Source organism: Peribacillus sp. RS7 (genome assembly GCF_041956845.1).
Taxonomy (GTDB): domain Bacteria; phylum Bacillota; class Bacilli; order Bacillales; family DSM-1321; genus Peribacillus.
In genome coordinates, this window is the sequence record NZ_CP168135.1 from 1,467,667 (window position 1) to 1,486,091 (window position 18,425).

Annotated in this window: 16 protein-coding genes, 1 pseudogene and 1 riboswitch; of the genes and pseudogenes, 7 read left to right on the plus strand and 10 right to left on the minus strand. The window is 41.5% G+C overall.

Features of this window, described 5'->3' with window-relative positions; genetic code table 11:
- The first annotated feature begins 69 nt into the window (after window positions 1-69).
- Window positions 70-1,290 carry a CdaR family transcriptional regulator gene (locus tag ACDZ29_RS07620; protein ID WP_289314622.1) on the plus strand — a complete coding sequence of 407 codons (1,221 nt, stop codon included), beginning with the start codon at window positions 70-72 and terminating at the stop codon, window positions 1,288-1,290.
- Between the two features lie 124 nt (window positions 1,291-1,414).
- Here the strand turns inward: ACDZ29_RS07620 and ACDZ29_RS07625 are convergent, their stop codons facing one another.
- The 7 genes and pseudogenes from ACDZ29_RS07625 to ACDZ29_RS07655 all read right to left on the minus strand — a co-directional run bounded on the left by ACDZ29_RS07625 (window position 1,415) and on the right by ACDZ29_RS07655 (window position 8,463).
- The gene (locus ACDZ29_RS07625) at window positions 1,415-2,119 is read right to left on the minus strand and encodes an MBL fold metallo-hydrolase (protein WP_375090582.1); all 705 of its coding nucleotides are present in this window, start codon (window positions 2,117-2,119) and stop codon (window positions 1,415-1,417) included.
- 238 nt (window positions 2,120-2,357) lie between these two features.
- Window positions 2,358-2,618 (minus strand): annotated as a pseudogene (locus ACDZ29_RS07630) (alanine:cation symporter family protein); the annotation flags it as partial.
- Between the two features lie 94 nt (window positions 2,619-2,712).
- The gene (locus tag ACDZ29_RS07635) at window positions 2,713-4,365 is read right to left on the minus strand and encodes a glycerol-3-phosphate dehydrogenase/oxidase (RefSeq protein WP_375090583.1); all 1,653 of its coding nucleotides are present in this window, start codon (window positions 4,363-4,365) and stop codon (window positions 2,713-2,715) included.
- 385 nt (window positions 4,366-4,750) lie between these two features.
- Entirely contained in the window at window positions 4,751-6,241 is a 1,491-nt protein-coding gene (glpK, locus tag ACDZ29_RS07640) for a glycerol kinase GlpK (RefSeq protein ID WP_375090584.1), read from the minus strand.
- Between the two features lie 21 nt (window positions 6,242-6,262).
- Window positions 6,263-7,087, minus strand: a complete 825-nt coding sequence (locus ACDZ29_RS07645; protein WP_289314617.1) for an MIP/aquaporin family protein — start codon at window positions 7,085-7,087, stop codon at window positions 6,263-6,265.
- 235 nt (window positions 7,088-7,322) lie between these two features.
- Entirely contained in the window at window positions 7,323-7,865 is a 543-nt protein-coding gene (locus tag ACDZ29_RS07650) for a glycerol-3-phosphate responsive antiterminator (protein WP_289326750.1), read from the minus strand.
- A 160-nt stretch (window positions 7,866-8,025) separates the two neighbouring features.
- Entirely contained in the window at window positions 8,026-8,463 is a 438-nt protein-coding gene (locus tag ACDZ29_RS07655) for a hypothetical protein (RefSeq protein WP_375090585.1), read from the minus strand.
- 184 nt (window positions 8,464-8,647) lie between these two features.
- A riboswitch (SAM riboswitch) is annotated at window positions 8,648-8,749 on the plus strand.
- 83 nt (window positions 8,750-8,832) lie between these two features.
- On the opposite strand from ACDZ29_RS07655, the gene ACDZ29_RS07660 reads away from it, so the two are divergent.
- From ACDZ29_RS07660 to ACDZ29_RS07670, 3 genes are all read left to right on the plus strand, one after another.
- Window positions 8,833-9,936, plus strand: coding sequence for a 5-methyltetrahydropteroyltriglutamate--homocysteine S-methyltransferase (locus tag ACDZ29_RS07660; protein ID WP_375090586.1), 1,104 nt, complete (start codon window positions 8,833-8,835; stop codon window positions 9,934-9,936).
- 51 nt (window positions 9,937-9,987) lie between these two features.
- Window positions 9,988-10,290, plus strand: a complete 303-nt coding sequence (locus ACDZ29_RS07665) for a helix-turn-helix transcriptional regulator (protein WP_057278291.1) — start codon at window positions 9,988-9,990, stop codon at window positions 10,288-10,290.
- Between the two features lie 155 nt (window positions 10,291-10,445).
- Window positions 10,446-11,621, plus strand: coding sequence for an MFS transporter (locus ACDZ29_RS07670; RefSeq protein WP_375090587.1), 1,176 nt, complete (start codon window positions 10,446-10,448; stop codon window positions 11,619-11,621).
- A gap of 101 nt (window positions 11,622-11,722) precedes the next feature.
- On the opposite strand, the gene ACDZ29_RS07675 is transcribed toward ACDZ29_RS07670, so the two are convergent.
- The 3 genes from ACDZ29_RS07675 to ACDZ29_RS07685 all read right to left on the minus strand — a co-directional run bounded on the left by ACDZ29_RS07675 (window position 11,723) and on the right by ACDZ29_RS07685 (window position 15,357).
- Window positions 11,723-12,247: a hypothetical protein gene (locus ACDZ29_RS07675; RefSeq protein ID WP_370016663.1), complete on the minus strand. Its 525-nt coding sequence runs from the start codon at window positions 12,245-12,247 to the stop codon at window positions 11,723-11,725.
- A 294-nt stretch (window positions 12,248-12,541) separates the two neighbouring features.
- Window positions 12,542-13,666 carry a CaiB/BaiF CoA transferase family protein gene (locus ACDZ29_RS07680; RefSeq protein WP_375090588.1) on the minus strand — a complete coding sequence of 375 codons (1,125 nt, stop codon included), beginning with the start codon at window positions 13,664-13,666 and terminating at the stop codon, window positions 12,542-12,544.
- A 206-nt stretch (window positions 13,667-13,872) separates the two neighbouring features.
- Window positions 13,873-15,357 (minus strand): amino acid permease, encoded by a 1,485-nt coding sequence (locus tag ACDZ29_RS07685; RefSeq protein WP_370016665.1) that lies wholly within the window; start codon window positions 15,355-15,357, stop codon window positions 13,873-13,875.
- 467 nt (window positions 15,358-15,824) lie between these two features.
- On the opposite strand from ACDZ29_RS07685, the gene ACDZ29_RS07690 reads away from it, so the two are divergent.
- From ACDZ29_RS07690 to ACDZ29_RS07700, 3 genes are all read left to right on the plus strand, one after another.
- Window positions 15,825-17,450: a M4 family metallopeptidase gene (locus ACDZ29_RS07690; RefSeq protein ID WP_375090589.1), complete on the plus strand. Its 1,626-nt coding sequence runs from the start codon at window positions 15,825-15,827 to the stop codon at window positions 17,448-17,450.
- Between the two features lie 71 nt (window positions 17,451-17,521).
- Complete coding sequence (locus tag ACDZ29_RS07695) at window positions 17,522-17,710, plus strand: hypothetical protein (protein WP_375090590.1); 189 nt, start codon at window positions 17,522-17,524, stop codon at window positions 17,708-17,710.
- Window positions 17,711-18,095: 385 nt separating this feature from the next.
- Window positions 18,096-18,278: a hypothetical protein gene (locus ACDZ29_RS07700; RefSeq protein WP_375090591.1), complete on the plus strand. Its 183-nt coding sequence runs from the start codon at window positions 18,096-18,098 to the stop codon at window positions 18,276-18,278.
- Window positions 18,279-18,425 lie beyond the last annotated feature (147 nt).

The window sequence follows — 18,425 nt, forward strand, 5'->3', positions numbered from 1 at the left end:
TACACATCATCCGTTTAAAAGTATTATTAGACTAAGTTATCATCCAATTCAAAAAACAGGGGGCCATATATGTCATTAGAAAAAATCCTTACTCTCACAAACATCAACGATATAACGGATATGGTCAGCACTTATTTAAAAAAACCAGTGGTCATCGAAAATGACCAATTTTTATTGCTGTCATATAGTTCATATTATATCGATCACTTCGACCAAGCCAATCGGCAAACCATTTTCACAAAGCATTGGCCGATTCCAATCTTGGAGAAATTCATGGATGAGGGCATTGTCGAACAGCTTAAAACGGTGCAGCATCCCTTTAGAGTGAAACAAATCGAGGAAATCGGTTTAAATCAAAGAGTCGTTGTAAGCGCGGTACACAAAGGGCAAGTCTTCGGATTCATATGGGTTCAAGAGACGGAAATGATGACTGATTCAGACTTGGAATTTTTGCATGAGGTTTCCCATCATATCGGCAAGCTCCTTTATCAGAAAAAACAGATAAACATGAAAAAAGATGAAGAAAAAAATGAGTTTTATCAAAAGGTCATTGATGAAGTCTATCAAACTGAAAACCAAATAAAATGGGAAGCCGCCAATATGAATCTCCTCATTCCGGAAACTTTCCTTGTAAATGTCTTTACCATCGCTCAATCCGATGCGGAACATTTCGATGAATTAACGGATACAGTCAGTCTATTCGCCAATGCTTTGAATCATTTTTCCCATGTATTCACAAACCAATTGAAGATCATCGTATTAATTGGCAGCAACGGAAAAGGGAAAGAACTCCTTTCTGAAAGCGCCAATGATTTAACGAATACGGTTCTTTCCCAATTCAATGATCAAAGGGTGTTCCCGGGAATCGGAAATGAATATTCTTCGATTCTTCAATTAAGAAAATCCTACCTCGAAGCCCTGGAAGTGATCAATGCAGCGAAGTTCATCGGTAAACCTGAACAGCTTCCTTTCCAATATAGCAAGCTAGGGATTTTCCGTTACCTCGAAATGATCTCCCATCATCATACTAAAACGAATTATATCAATATGGATTTACAGATTCTTCAAAAGAAGGACCAGGAAAGCCAAACGAAACTCCTTCAAACATTGGAAATATATCTGTTGAACAATTGCCGGATCAAACCGACAGCTGAGCAGCTATACATTCATACCAACACATTGAAATATAGATTGAACCAAATAGCCGATCTCACTTCAATCGATTTTGATGACTTACACTCAAGAATACAACTCTACATCGATTTACAGCTTATAAAGCAAAAATCTTAAGGCATTTCGCTTTTACGGTTAAAAGATTCAAACAGCTAAAGAGTGAGGAGCACGGAGACCCATCAGCCATGTTCCTCACTCTTTTTGGGATAACATCTCAATATGCCGGCACTTTCCCATTCTTTCATTGCTGGAATTTTAATTCAGCTTCAACTATTGCTTTGTCCATGGAATTCCCAGGTTGTTCTAGCATCTTTCCATGACCTACAGCAAGCAAATGCGGATTAAGACTTCTTAATTTCTTTGCACTTTCAAGGGCAAGGAGTTTATCCCATGTAGCATAGGCAGGGAATGGAAATAAAGGTTTAATGATTCCAGAAATTGCAGTTCCGCCTCTTGTCTGCAGGGCATCCCCGACAATTAAACTATGATTCCGGGTATCAAGAAGCGATATCGAACCAGGGGTATGCCCAGGTGAATAAATCACTTCCAATGAACCGATACGGTCGCCCTCTTTAAGCAGTAAGTCTGGTTGAGTTTGAATGTTTTTGGGGACTCCACCGCGAATTGGATTTTCATTTTGTAAGGGGCTGGAATCACCAGCCAGTAATGATGCTTCCCTGATAGAAATACTCACCTGCACATCAGGCATTAACGCTTTTAGCCCGTCTAGTGCACCGACATGATCATCATGTGCATGAGTAACTATTATTCTTGTTATCGGTTTTCCAATAATCCGCGCCGCCTTCAAAATACTTTTTCCGCTGTAGGGTAAAGCTGCATCTACTAGTGTAAGGCTATCCTCTTCTTCTATGAAATAACAGTTTACGGGAAATACGCGTGGCATGAAAGATAGTTGATATACTGTATCGACCTTTGTCAGCTTCATCTTTAATCAAACTCCCCCACACACTTATATAATTACAATCTTAAATAATATGATTATTTTCTCAATAATATTCCATCCTTATAGTCCTTCTATGTAAACTAAAGCCTCACTGGTTATGTTGACAATTTCAGTTTTGTCCTAGTTATCGCAATATGATAAAAAACCAGCTCTCAAATACCTAGAGCTGGTTTTTCATGTATCTCCATATATTTATTAATTTATATCAGGGCATTTCTCTTCATGAAACGTTTTCCTTGTCTCCGGTGTATTCATGCTCCCAAAAAAGTCTGCGTTTTTTATGCCTAAAGCTTTGGGATCGAAAACCAATCAAACCCCGTCTTCTTTTGCGTTTCGTAATCCTTTAACGCAATAAGCGCCGGTTTAGCCAGAATTAAAATGGCAATGACATTAAGCCATAACGTAATGGCCAAGCCAGCTCTGCCGTACGTACGGGTCCATAGAAACTGGCTGCTAGTATGATGAGCTTTAAGGCGAACATGGAAAACCTAACATAATAGTTTCGTCTTTCCTTTCCTTCCCGAATCGAAAAAAACGCCAGCGATTCCACCGGCGTCATGTTTTTTTCATTTAAGTCAAGATACTCTAATCGCACCGAGTATTTCCCGTTCCAACTGATTGGTTCTCTCCATTTTTGTTGATTCCGTCCACCCGAAGTATCCAGCCATATATTCAATCACTGCACTTTTATGCGTTTGGACTAAATCGATATCGAATAACAGGGTCCCGGTCCTTCGGAAGAAGAAGTCCACTGGAGTTGCGGCCATTTCATGTTCTAGTGCGTATTTCAGCTGTACGAACAATTTCTGCGGAAGGCCAATGCTTGCTGCTCCGTCTCCTTCGCTTTTTGCGATATCAAATAACACAGGTGCGTTGGACCCGTACATGGCCAATATTTCTTCGGAGTCCTTAACGGCAATTCCTGAGTCCACTCCCATTTGAATATGTTGCTTGATATAATCGGAGAAGTTGCTTGATCCTCCGACATCCCCTCCTGAAATCGGCATTCCTTTAGTGCTGCTGGTTGGGTAAGTCTTATTAGATTGCTGGGAAAGCTTCCCTGCCACAAGATCGACCGTCGTTTTTGCCATTTTGCGATAACCGGTCAATTTACCTCCCGCAATCGTGATAAGACCCGAATCGGACTCCCATATTTCATCTTTCCTTGATATTTCAGAAGGGTCTTTTCCTTCTTCAAGAATCAACGGTCTTACTCCAGCCCAGCTTGATTCGATATCATCATCGGAAATTTTCACTTCTGGAAACATATAATGTATCGACTTTAATAAATAGGCACGGTCCTCGGATGTAACGGTTGGCACTGCAGGATCACCATCATAAAAAGTGTCCGTAGTCCCTACATAAGCTTTACCGGCTCTCGGGATGGCAAAGATCATCCGTCCATCAGGTGTATCAAAATAAAGCGCCTGCTTCAACGGGAACTTCGATTGGTCGATGACCACATGGACACCCTTGGATAACTTCAGCGTTTTCCCTTTTTTCGATTGATCTTTCTCACGGATGGAATCCACCCATGGACCTGCTGCATTAATAACTTTGTCTGCGTATATTTCATAAGCATCACCTGAAAGTAAATCGGCAACTTGGACGCCGTTCACCTTTCCATTTTCATATAACAATTTATCTACTTTTGTATAATTTATCGCCGTTGCACCTTTATCGACAGCTGCCTTCATCACTTCAATCGTCAGACGAGCATCATCTGTCCGATATTCGACATAGTAGCCTCCGCCTTTCAGTCCCTCTTTCTTAACGAGGGGCTCCCGCTTTAGCGTTTCATCCGCCGAAAGCATTTTCCTGCGTTCTGCTTTTTTAACACCTGCAAGGAAATCATATACACGGAGTCCAATGGAAGTACTGAATTTCCCGAAGGTGCCTCCTTTGTGCATCGGTAACAGCATCCATTCCGGCGTGGTCACATGCGGTCCATTTTCATAAACGATTTCCCGCTCTTTACCAACCTCAGCAACCATTTTTATCTCAAATTGCTTCAAATACCTTAAACCGCCATGGACCAGTTTTGTCGAGCGGCTTGAAGTACCTGCCGCAAAGTCCTGCATTTCAACCAATGCCACTTTCATCCCACGGGTCGTTGCATCCAGGGCGATTCCTGCACCGGTAATTCCCCCACCAATGACAACTACATCATATTTTTCCTTTTTCAGAAGTTCGATTGTTTCTTCCCGATATATATTTGAAAACCTCATCCCTGACTCCTCCTTTAAGTAATGCTCTCTATTGTCGTGTAGCTTGAATTGCTCGTGAATTCGCGCTATTTACTCGTGTATTCGTGCTGTTTACTCGTGAGTTCGTGCTGCTTACTCGTGGTTCTGCACGTTTACTCGTGAGTTCGCGCTGTTTTCTCGTGAGTTCGCTTATATTCAATTGGTTCATTTGTTCTCATAGTTTCTCATTCATATAGATATTAATATCCCTAATCTGCCTTTAAAAACAAAAAAGAGAGACCATAAATGCACATTATCGAATTCACGATAACGCATTCATGGTCTCTCCTGTTCTCCGGCCGAGTTATTAACTTGATTTCAGTATAGCATACTCCAGCTCATTTGAGAAAGAAATCACCTTGTTTTTTTATTTAAACGCCATTGCAGCGTGTACAGCTTTTTTCCAGCCCTCATATAATTTATCACTATCTTGCTCTGCCATGGATTGTTTGAAGGTTTTGTCCACCGCCCATTGCCGAGAAATTTCTTCTTGATCCTTCCAATACCCGACAGCAAGTCCCGCTAAATACGCAGCCCCCAATGCCGTAGTTTCGTTTATGATCGGCCTTTCGACAGGCACCCGTAATAAATCACTTTGGAATTGCATTAAGAAGTCATTCTTGACTGCACCGCCATCCACTCTCAATGTCTGCAGCTCGATTCCTGAATCCGCCTCCATTGCATCAAGGACATCCTTCGTTTGATACGCAAGTGATTCAAGTGTGGCACGAATGAAATGTTCTTTGGAGGTACCGCGCGTCAAACCAAAAACGGCTCCCCGTACTTCACTGTCCCAATATGGAGTTCCAAGGCCTACAAAAGCCGGCACTACATATACTCCATCCGTACTTTCCACCCGTTTTGCATAGGCTTCGCTATCCTTGGCATCATGAAGCATCCGCAGACCATCTCGCAGCCATTGGATTGCGGAGCCAGCTACGAATATACTGCCTTCCAGTGCATATTCGACCTTCCCATTCAATCCCCAAGCAAGGGTCGTCAATAGTCCGTGGTCGGAACTGACAGCCTTTTCCCCTGTATTCATGAGCATGAAACAGCCTGTGCCATACGTATTTTTGGCCATTCCTTCATTAAAGCAGGCTTGGCCAAATAATGCAGCCTGCTGATCACCGGCTGCTCCGGCAATCGGAATAGATTGGCCGAAGAAATGATACTCGACCGTACGTGCATACTCCTCGGATGATGGTCTTACTTCCGGCAGCATCGACTTCGGTACAGTCAATATCTCCAGCAGTTCTTCATCCCATTTCAGTTCATGAATATTGTACATCAATGTCCGGGATGCGTTGGAATAGTCCGTTACGTGAGCCTTGCCTCCTGAAAGCTTCCAGATTAGCCAAGTATCGATGGTACCGAATAACAGCTTGCCTTCCTCCGCCTTTTGTCGTGCCCCTTCCACATTATCGAGGATCCATTTCACTTTCGTTCCGGAAAAATATGCATCTATCAACAATCCCGTTTTATCCCGGAATAAATCATTAAGTCCCTTTTCCTTCAAATCATCACAGATTTCACTTGTTTGTCTTGACTGCCATACAATCGCATTATAAACAGGAGTACCTGTCTCCTTATCCCAAACGACTGCCGTTTCACGCTGATTAGTAATCCCGATACCAGCAATTTGCTCTGGCTTTACACCGGATTCCGATAGTACACCGGCAATCACTGCCAGGATCGATCCCCAAATCTCATTGGCGTTATGCTCGACCCAGCCTGGTTTAGGGAAATGCTGCGTGAATTCCTTTTGGGAGGAATGGACGATTTCCCCCTTTTCGTTAAATAAAATCGCCCGAGAACTTGTTGTTCCTTGATCTAATGATAAAATATATTTTTCCATAGTGTATGCCCCTCCTTTTAATTAACTAGCGATATTCCTGCTTTCCAATTCATGTGACTGCTTTTTCCCAAATGCATAGGCTAATACCAATAGTACCAAGCTTGCACCCAAAACAGACCAAAATCCTACTGTTATATCCCCTAAAAAGAATGCTTTATAACAAACGGCACCAAGTGAACCCCCAACAATCGGTCCAACTACCGGAATCCATGAATAGCCCCAATTCGAATTGCCTTTACCCGGTATCGGCAGCAAAAAGTGAGCGATGCGGGGCCCCAGATCACGGGCCGGGTTTATGGCATATCCTGTCGTTCCCCCGAGTGACATCCCAATCACGACAATTAATAAACCGACAGCGAATGGGTTCAAACCCTCTGTAAAATCATTGGCACCTATGAATAATAAACCAAGAATAAGGATGAAAGTTCCAATCATTTCACTTAATAGATTGGAAAATGTATGTGGGATAGCAGGTGAAGTCGCAAACACACCAAGCTTCGTTCCTGGATCATCAGTAGCTTTCCAGTGTGGCAAATAGTGCAGGAATACTAGAGTTGCCCCCAGGATTGCGCCAATCATTTGGGCAACGATGTAACCAGGTACATCACTCCATGGAAACTCTCCAATAATGGCAAATCCTACTGTGACCGCCGGATTTAAATGCGCCCCGCTTATGGATCCCACTGCAAAAACACCCATGGTGACAGCCAGTCCCCACGCAATCGTGATAACGATCCAACCGGCATCTTTAGCATAAGATCCCTTTAAGGATGAACCCGCTCCAATACCTGCTCCGAATAAAACTAAAATCATTGTGCCTACTACTTCTCCCCAAAATGGAGTCATGAATAAAACCCCTCCCCTGATAATTTAAAAACCTTGCAAACAAATAAAAGGAGATTCACAGCAGAACTATCCTCATAAAAAAATTATGAATAGATCTGTTGTGAATCTCCTAGTCTCCGTCACATATATTAACTTGTAATGTAAAATATACTAGGTTGTGAAAACGCTGTCAATTATTTTGTGAAAAATTAATCTATTTTTCTGTAATTTTTTTCAAATTCCTCGTTCTATCCTATTAGACGATATCCCATAATTCAGTTTTGGAAGTGGTGATTGCCGACGCTCCAGCATCAAGGGCGTTCAGTACTTCATCAGAAGTACGGATGAGACCGCCTGCAAAAATGGGTGTTTGTAGTCGTTCCTTCACTTCTTTTATCATCCACGGCATAGCCCCCGGCAAAACTTCGATATAATCCGGCTTGGTTTTCTGCACCAGCTTATAACTTTTCTCCAACGCATGTGAATCTATTAAAAAGATTCGCTGGATGGCAATGACCCCCTTTTGCTTCGCTTTCAAAATAACGTTTGATTTAGTCGAAATCAACCCATATGGATTATACTCCTGACAAATGAATTCTGTCGCATATTCATCACTTCTTATGCCATGGATCAAATCGACATGATAAATCATTTTCTTATTATGCTGCTTTGCCATCATACTTACATTTTTCAATTGTGATATATGCAAATCAAGAAACACGCCTATTTCATAGGAACTTTCTAAGAATCTTTCGAAATCCTTCATGCTTGCCGAAGCAGGCAAAATCTTCTGGTTCATTATTTTCCCCCTTATCTCTGGAAAAACTAAAACTTTTAGTAATTCAGTATATTTTAAAGAGCTTGGTTTTTCAAACACATTTTAATGAATCGCCACCCTATCCATCCTTACACTAACATACCTGGCATCCCCTTTATATATTGCGGCTAAAAACGATCCATCATAAAGAAAGTTTCATTTTCAATGCACCATCGACAAGTTCAAATGATTTAATTGTGCCGACCGGGATTTTTCTAACGATGTTCCAAGCACTAACATTCATTTTGATCATTCTATTTTCAAATTCAAAAAATGGCGGTCTGTTAAATATCCTTTGGTTGATGAAACTCCTGTCAATCGGTTCCATTTCCACTAATTCAAATGAGATCGTTCTTTTTTCCACGTGAACCGGTTTTAATGTAATCCTGAAAGCTACGTTTTTCTTAAACATCATTTTTTTCACTTCCGTCGTTCCGGAAAGCACTATATGCTTTGGCGTAATCTCGACTTTAATATCCTGATCAGATGATTTCATCTTTATGATACTCTCTATCATAGCTGCAGTTACCGTTATCGGTATGCCATTTCCAAATATATTGGATGGATCGAATGCATTCATCCTGGTATTCCCCTCCAACTTTCAATATCACAGTTCATAAGGAACGTCGGTTATAACATATGCCGGGTTCACGGATGCAGTTAACATTTCCCGAGTTAATAATCGATATATTCTAAATCTTCCACCTTCAACCCTTGACCTTTGTAAAAACTACCTGTATAGTCATAATTAATTTAATAGACAACTCTTATCCAGAGAGGTGGAGGGACTGGCCCTTTGATGCCTCAGCAACAGACTAATCATGTACTGTGCTAATTCCAGAAGTGTAAAAACTTGAAGATAAGAAGAGTAAATAGCTATGCTGCCAACACCTCTTCTTATTTTTAAGAAGAGGTTTTTTATTTTATAAAAGGAAAGAAGGAATGCAACATGTCAATCACATTAACGAAAGCGCCTTTTAGGGCGGACCACGTCGGGAGTTTATTAAGACCGGAACGTTTACATATTGCCAGAAAGCAATTTAAGGATGGCACAATTTCAGCGGAACGACTTCGTGAAGTTGAAACCGAAGAAATCAATCGGATTGTCGATAAACAGATTGAAGTTGGATTAGAGGCTGTGACGGATGGTGAGTTCAGACGGACCTGGTGGCACTTTGACTTCCTCGAACATTTAAATGGAATCGAGGGATATGTTACTGAAAAAGGACTAACTTTCGATGGTGTGGAAACAGAGAGATATAACGTTCGCAATACCGGAAAGGTTTCATTCAATCCTGAACATCCCTTCATTCGTGATTTTATTGAATTGAACAAAATTGTGGACGGACGTGCCGTTGCCAAACAAACCATTCCCAGTCCCAATCAATTATTTGCTGTAGGTGTTCAAAATGAAGACGTCTACCCTGATATCGAAGACTATGCAAATGATATCGTCAAAGCGTATCAGCATGCTTTGAAAGCTTTTTATGATGCAGGAGTGCGTTATCTTCAATTGGATGATGTATATATTGCCAGGCTTTCAGCTCCGGATTTCCAGTTCAAAGAGGGAAAATATACGAGGGAACAATTAATTGATTTAGCACTGCGTGTAATTAATGGCGCATTGGAAGGCAAACCAGAAGACCTGGTAGTCACCACCCACCTTTGTCGTGGAAACTACCAGTCGACATGGGCATTTGAAGGAAGCTATGCCCGTATTGCCCCAACATTATTGGCAAAAGAAAAAGTGGATGGATTCTTCTTGGAATATGACGATGATCGCTCAGGGGATTTCAAACCATTGGAATACATTCCAAATGGCGGGGCGCGTGTCGTTCTAGGGGTCGTCACTTCAAAAAATGGAGAAATCGAAGACAAGGAAGCTGTTAAGGCACGCATTAAAGAAGCCTCGCGCTTCGTTCCTTTCGAACAATTATGCTTAAGCCCGCAATGCGGCTTCGCTTCCACCCATCACGGCAACAAGGTAACGGAAGAACAGCAGTGGGAAAAGTTGAAGTTCGTCGTTGATGTAGCAAAAGAAGTATGGGAATGATTTTTTTATTAATCATTTGACATATCGATAATTCTCGATATAATGAAATGTATGAAAACAATCGAGATATTTAAAGCATTATCCAATGAATCCAGGTTGCAAATCTTACAATGGCTCAAGGCGCCTGAACTCCACTTCACCCCTCATGAGGGAATAGATATGAAGGAAACCGGCGTTTGTGTAAGTCAGATTACAGAAAAATTAAACATGACCCAATCCACGGCCTCTCAATACCTCTCGATGCTTCTTAGAGCAGGATTGATCAAGACGGAGCGGATAGGAAAGTTTACGTATTACAAACGAGATGAAGATGCAATCTCAAAAATTACTGATTTCTTGAAAGAAGAAGTATGAAAATGAACCTGATCCCTGCCTTAGTGGGTTAGGTTTTATTTTCCTTTTAACAATTCGACATTTCACGATATGTTTATTTTTTTATTCATACATATTAACATATTCCGATATGTCTTTGCATATAACCATAAATCATTAATGAGGAGTGAATCTATTTGCTTAATACATGGAAAATTTACATGTTGGCGATTATCAGTTTTTTAGTAGGAACATCCGAATTCATCATATCCGGGATTTTAGATAAGATTGCGGATTCTCTTGGAGTGACCCTTGCTGCCGTAGGACAGCTCATTACAATTTTCTCCCTTGTCTACGCAATCGGTACCCCCATTCTTATGGCTTTGACAGCAAGTTTAGATAGACGAAAATTAATGTTGTACTCACTTGGACTATTCGTAGTCGCCAATCTCCTTGCCTTCCTATTACCAGGCTTTGGACCGTTTCTATTTGCCCGCATAATCATGGCTCTAGGTGCAGGATTAGTTGTTGTCACCGCTTTGAATATTGCTGCTAAGCTTGCTCCGCCAGACAAACAAGCTAGTTCTATCGCGACAGTGGTCATGGGGTTTACAGCTTCCCTTATCATTGGGGTACCTCTTGGAAGAATCATGACGGATGCATTCGGATGGAAATCTGTCTTTGGCGGAATCGCCCTATTCGGCCTGATTGCCATGATCGTTTTATTCTTTACCATTCCGCCTACCAAAGGGGATAAACCGGTACCTCTTCTCCAACAGCTGGCGCTTCTAAAAAAAAGGAAAGTTGCCCTTGGATTATCGATAACCTTCTTCTGGCTAGGCGGATACTCGATTGCTTATACCTACCTATCTCCCTACCTGCTAACTGTATCAGGGGTAAGTGACGCACTACTTAGCACAGCTTTGCTTATATTCGGAATCGCCAGCCTGATTGGATCAAAGTTTGGCGGATATAGTACGGATCGATGGGGTGTATCATTTACACTAATCGGCGGTATGGCGCTGCATATTGTGATGATCATCATGTTGTCCATCGTTACAAATTCATTGATTGGCGTTTTGACAATCCTTACATTATGGTCGTTCGCGGCATGGTCATCAGGGCCGACACAGCAATATCATTTAGCCACCCTTGAGCCTGAATCATCAGGAGTCATGCTCGGTCTCAATCAGTCGATGATGCAATTGGCCATGGCTGCCGGTGCTGGGATTGGCGGTGTTGCTGTAGAACATGTATCCCTTGCTTCCATAACCTGGATCGGTGCAACGGGGGTTGCCATTGCCATGGTCATTGTTCTGGTCCTTTCAAGTTCATCGTCAAGCAGTAAAATAGCACAGTCCATAAAATCCTAGACCGTTATATAAACATTCATCATAAGGCTAGATTTTAGCCTTATGATAAATCCTAAAGCTGAAAGCAACAAAAAAAGAACGCCCACCAGCACGTCCCCTTTTTACTTGCAGCTATCTTCATCATCCATTTTCTTCACAAATATATCATCCGTCACCCTATCTTCCAGTTTGTTCCTCAATGCCAATTGCGCAGCCTTCCCATCACTGGGCGACCCGTCAGAGAAATACATCGGAAACAAGGAGAAAAACATAATATAGAAAGAAAAATAGATAAATTGATACCAGATTACCGAGCTATCCAGGATATTCTGATACACTAAGCTATATATGATCAGCATGCTGACTAAATTAAAGATAGCCCCCCCTAAATAAATCAGCGTATTCGTCAATCGATTATCATGTTTCAATCCTTTGAACTCGCAAGTCCCATTCCAAAAATAATATTTCCTCACCTCTATGTTCCGAAAGGCGAAAAGTTTATTACCACAACCGATCAAGATTTTCTTTTCTGATCCCCCAAAGATCGTAACAAAGAAAATATGCCCGCTCAAATGTATCAGCGTAACGATCGGCAAGATCAAAAAAAAGGAAAATAGAAATTTAATGATATCAGAGAGACCAAACATGTTAATCACCCCTCCTTATCAGAGCAATTTTCTCAAACACCCTATTACTGGGATGTTACTCTGATACCCTGTCCAAAATAGTTATAACTAGTAAATTTTCACAGTAGTAGTATGTTGCTTTCCGTCAGTGTTAAGAGAACAATTGGTTCTTCCACTGCTTAATTCGGCTGTTTCCAGCTTAATTCGGCTGTTTCCTTCTTAATTCGACCTAACTCCAACTTATTTCGCCCTTCAAAAAAACAGGCTATCTCTTTTCAAAAAAATCCGGAAAAGTGATAGCCTTTACATCATTATTTAGCGATTGGGGGTGCGAAGAATTTCTGCGTTGTTTTGTCCTGGCCTCAAGCCTGCATGTTTATATTCAGGGGTGAAAACCGATGTCCTAATCGGGCATGCGATTTGCTTCTGGGCATTTCCTTTTCCGTCAGGTACCTCGACAATCATTCCCCTCTCCTTCAAATGGGGGTGTTCGGCCGCTTCAGTGAAGGTCAGCACTGGTTCTGCGCAGGCCTCGAAATCAGCGAATATTTCCTGCCATTCATGAAAATCTCTTTCGAGGAAAGCAAGTCGGATGGCCGTTTTAAACCTGATTCCGCTTTCTTCATTGCTTTTCATGCTCAGTTCATACAATTCGGGTGCACCGATCGCTTCACATAATGCTTTTCGAAAAGGGGGCTCAAGGCTTCCTACCGAAAAATAGCGTCCATCTTTCGTTTCATAAAAGTCATAAAAGGACCCTCCGTTTAACATCAGTTTTTCTGGTTCAAGCTCGAGGCCCCCTTGTAAATTCAGAGGTGCGGATATGGCATTCAAGGCAAAACTGCAGTCGGTCATGCTGATGTCGATGGCTTGGCCTTCTCCTGTTCTTTCCCTATAAATGACTGCAGATAATATACCGATAACAGCATGCAGTGAGCCTCCGGCAAGATCTGCTATTTGGGTTCCGTTTTTTGCCGGGCCGTCCTTTTTCGTACCGGAATAGCCTGATAAGCCTGCAATCGAAATATAATTGATATCATGTCCCGGTCGGTCTTTATAGGGACCTGTCTGGCCGAAGCCAGTGATGGAACAGTAAATCAGCTTCGGATTGATCGATTTTAATGCCTCATACCCCAGTCCTAGGCGTTCCATGACACCTGGACGGAATTGTTCAATGACGATATCGTATTCCTTCACTAGATTTTTTACGGATTCGATGGACTCAGATTGTTTTAAATCAAGTGTGATCGACTTCTTCGATCTGTTAAGATATTGGTTCACACCCCATGAATCCTTTTCTCCCGGCCTCTCTACTTTCAAAACGTCCGCTCCTAAATCCGCTAGCATCAAAGTGGCAAATGGGCCTGGCAGTAACGTTGAAAAGTCCAATACTTTTAAATGAGTCAATAAGGTCATCAGCCGTGCACCTTCCCTTTCCATTGGAAATATTAAAAGCTTTCTCCGTCGTTCTGTACATGCAATTTAGCAGAGTTTACGATTATCATATAACACCTCCCAGTAAATTTGTATAAATTTCCATTTAACAAAAATAAAAAGCTAGGAATCAGCTTCCTAGCTTTTGATAATGAGCCTATAGAAAACAAGTAAAAGCCGGACAAATTGTCCGGCTTTTACTTTAAGCTTGTTCATTCGTATTTTTTGTCGAAGTCAAACTCGACTTCATCAATTTTAACGAATTTTGTCTTTCTTACCAGTTTATAGCCAAACCATAAACCAAGGAAAAGCGGGATTCCTAGGTACGCGGCTATAACACTGCCCCAGTCAATCTGGTCGGAGAAAAAGGCTTGGATATTTTGGGACAGGATGACGATCAAGCCAATTGCAATGGCAAAGATCGGACCTATCGGGAACCATAATGCCTTATATGGCAGCTTCTCCAATGAATGGCCTTGAGCGATGAATGCTTTTCGGAAACGATAATGGCTGATGGAAATGCCCAGCCAAAAGATGAATCCTGTAATTCCAATGGCATTCATTAACCAAATATACACTTTACCATCACCGAATACGGAAGCTAAAAAGGCTAGCATACCGATGGAACATGTCAAAATCATTCCTGCAACCGGTACCCCTCGTTTATTAAGTCTTGCAAAAATACGCGGTGCTTGGCCATCTTTTGCCATGGAATATAGCATACGCGTAGATGCATACAGACTAGAGTTACCTGCTGATAACACCGCTGTTAAAATGACCGCATTCATAAGTGAAGCTGCAAAGGCCACTCCAGCCTTTTCAAATATGAGCGTGAACGGGCTTACCATGACGTTATCCCCTTGTAAACTTGAGCTTGTATAAGGGATAAGAAGTCCTATCACAAAGATTGCCAATACATAAAAAAGCAGGATTCTCCAGAAGACACTTTTTATGGCCTTTGGTATATTCCGTGCAGGATCTTCACTTTCACCGGCAGCCACGCCGACGATTTCAGTACCTTGAAAAGAAAAGCCAGCCGCTATGAACACGATGAAGACACCCATGAACCCACCCGGGAATGGCGCGTCATCGACGGTGAAGTTTTTAAATCCTACTGCTTCGCCGCCCATAATGCCGATAATCATTAATATCCCAACGATTATAAAAATAACGATGGCTGTAACTTTTATGAAGGAAAACCAGTATTCGCCTTCACCATACCCTTTAACCGATAAATAGTTTAATAGGAAAATGAGCACCAAGAATGATGAACTCCACAACAATGATGGACTATTCGGAAACCAAAATTTCATGATCATTGTTGAGGCTGCCAACTCTGCCGCTATGGTCATCGACCAATTGAACCAATACGTCCATCCCAAGGCAAACCCAAATGCCGGATCGACGAATTTCGATCCATAGGTACTGAATGATCCGCTTGTCGGCATAAAGGCTGCAAGTTCCCCTAAGCTTGTCATAACGAAGTAAACCATTGCCCCAACTAAGGCATAAGCAAGTAATGCGCCGCCTGGCCCAGCTGTATGAATGGCTGCCCCGCTGCTAAGAAACAGCCCTGTGCCGATTGCCCCTCCAATGGAAATCATCGTTAAATGTCGGGATTTTAAACCGCGCTTTAATTCTTGTCCTTCTTGCTGTGGAGGATGCTGAAAGACGTCATTTTCTTGTTTTGGTATCATAAATTTTCATCCCTTTCTATAGCGCTTACATGTATGGGGAAATCCATTTAATAAATTTTCCTATTTCATAGACTTTCAAATAGACCTAATTTACAATTCGAATATTCCTTTCTGAACCCTTCCTGAATTCCCTACCTGAATATATATGCAATTTTCATGCCAGATTTACAAAACCGCAATATTCAACAAATTAACAGAAAAAACGCAATAATTGACAAAACTTTTTGCACTTTACGCCACGTTTTTTTGCACTTTATGCCAAGTTTTTTTGCACTTTTTATTCATTTGATTCAATTTAAATACATTCCAAATATTACTAGAAGAATATCCCGAAAGAATATTTCTATTAAAAACCATTTTTCTCCATTTTATTCCTTTAATTGTCATATTTTTTGCGTGTTTTCTCCATTTGATAATATATGAAGCAAATGTAAAAATGAGGTATTCTCATGAAGGAGTTGAGTGTTATGAAAAGTAAGGTATTTTTAGGAACTGCACTATCCATCGGTCTATTATTTTCTGCTATTCCCCATCAAGAAGCTTTAGCGGCAAAAAATGTGTTAAGTGTTGAAAAGTATAATAAGCATAAGGATTCGCTAGAATTCAAGTCTGGGAAACTTACGGACCCATCGAAGCAAACGGCAGAAGATATCATTCTTACCTTTTTTGACGAAAATAAAAAGTCTTACAAGCTAGAAAAGCAAAAGGCGAAAGACTCCTTCATTATCCAGAAAGAAAGCAAGGATGAACTTGGCAATACCGTCCTTAGATTGCAACAAACCTATAAAGGGGTACCTGTATGGAATTCTACACAATCAGTATTGATTGACGCTAAAGGGGTTTTAACGGTCGTATCCGGTACGGTCGAAGCCAATCTAAACACGAAATTAGGGAAAAAGGCTAAAAAAGGCATCAGTAAATCAGAAGCTATCAAAATAGCGGAAGCAGATCTGGGGTTCACTCCTGCCTATGAACAATCCCCTGAATCTGAGCTATATGTATACGCAAATGAAGGCAAGGCGGATTATGTATATAAAGTCAATTTGAATTTCTTAAGTCCGGAACCAGGAAATCATAATTATTTCATCTCAGTCAAAACGGGGAAAATACTGAATAAATATAATACCCTGGATGAAGTGACGGGAACCAATTCCGTAGGAACGGGCACAGGAGTATTAAACAACACCGTGTCGTTGAACACTACCTTATCCAACGGTAATTACTATTTACAAGACAATACACGCGGCAAAGGCATTTTCACTTACAATGCCAATAACCGTTCAAGATTACCTGGTACACTCTTTTCCAACACAACAAATGCTTTTACCACTTCTACCGATAAAGCTGCTGTAGATGCTCATTTTTATGCGGGTAAAACTTATGATTATTACAAATCCACATTTGGACGGGACTCTTATGATGGAAATGGAACCATCCTGAAATCAACCGTTCATTATGGCTCGAGATACAATAATGCTTTCTGGGATGGCACCCAAATGGTTTACGGTGATGGAGATGGCACGACGTTCATCCCATTGTCAGGCGGTCTGGATGTCGTTGCACATGAACTGACGCATGCTGTGACTTCCACTGAATCGAATCTTACCTATCAATATGAATCTGGTGCTTTGAATGAAGCGATTTCTGATATTTTTGGCACAGTGGTCGAATTTAAGAATCAAAGTGCCAAAGCGGATTATTTGATTGGAGAAGATATTTACACACCTAAAACTTCTGGTGATGCACTCCGTTCAATGGCTAACCCAACATTGAATGGTGACCCTGACCATTATTCGAACCGTTATACGGGTACGGGTGATAATGGCGGAGTCCACACGAACAGCGGAATCATAAATAAGGCAGCCTATTTGATCTCTGCAGGCGGCACTCACCATGGCGTGACCGTCTCCGGGATCGGTATCGATAAACTTGGGACAATCTTTTACCGGGCAAACACGACTTATTTAACTTCCTCATCAACTTTTTCACAAGCCAAAGCGGCAGTCGTACAAGCTGCAGCTGATTTATACGGTTCAACCAGTGCCGAAGTCACAGCTGTCAAAAATGCCTTTACAGCTGTCGGTGTGAATTAAGGGATTTACCTATATGAACGACACCTCCCTAGCTTCACTTTTAGCGGAGGTGTTTTTTCGTATGTACTGTAATGAATATCCATGCTATACGGAGTTTCGTGCATTTACTTGTGAGTTTCGTGCATTTACTCGTAAGTTTCGCGCATTTACTCGTGAGTTTCGCGCATTTACTCGTGAGTTTTGTGCATTTACTCGTGAGTTTGAATCATTTACTCGTGAGTTTCGCGCATTTACTCGTGAGTTGGCGCACTTACTCGTGAGTTGGCCCACTTACTCGTGAGTTTCGTGCATTTACTCGTGAGTTTCGCGCATTTACTCGTGAGTTGGCCCACTTACTCGTGAGTTTCGTGCATTTACTCGTGAGTTGGCCCACTTACTCGTGAGTTTCGTGCATTTACTCGTGAGTTGGCCCACTTACTCGTGAGTTTCGTGCATTTACTCGTGAGTGGGCGCACTTACTCGTGAGTTAGCGCATTTACTCGTGAGTTTGAATCATTTACTCGTGAGTTAGCGCATTTACTCGTGAGTTAGCGCATTTACTCGTGAGTTTCGCGCATTTACTCGTGAGTTTCGTGCATTTACTCGTGAGTTGGCGCACTTACTCGTGAGTTTCGTGCATTTACTCGTGAGTTGGCGCACTTACTCGTGAGTTTCGTGCATTTACTCGTGAGTTTCGCGCATTTACTCGTGAGTTTCGCGCATTTACTCGTGAGTTTGAATCATTTACTCGTGAGTTTGGTGCATTTACTCGTGAGTTTGAATCATTTACTCGTGAGTTTGGATTTTAGAATAACTATGGATTTTCCGATACATCATAATAAAAAGTAAAAAAAGATAACCAGACTTCGTATATTTCGACCGTCCGGAATTTGATTTGTCCTTCTCGTGAATTATTAAGTCCTACGTATAACCTATGAAATAAAGGTTAAGCCTCAATAAATACATTAGTGCCATTTAAATGAGAAAATGATTAAT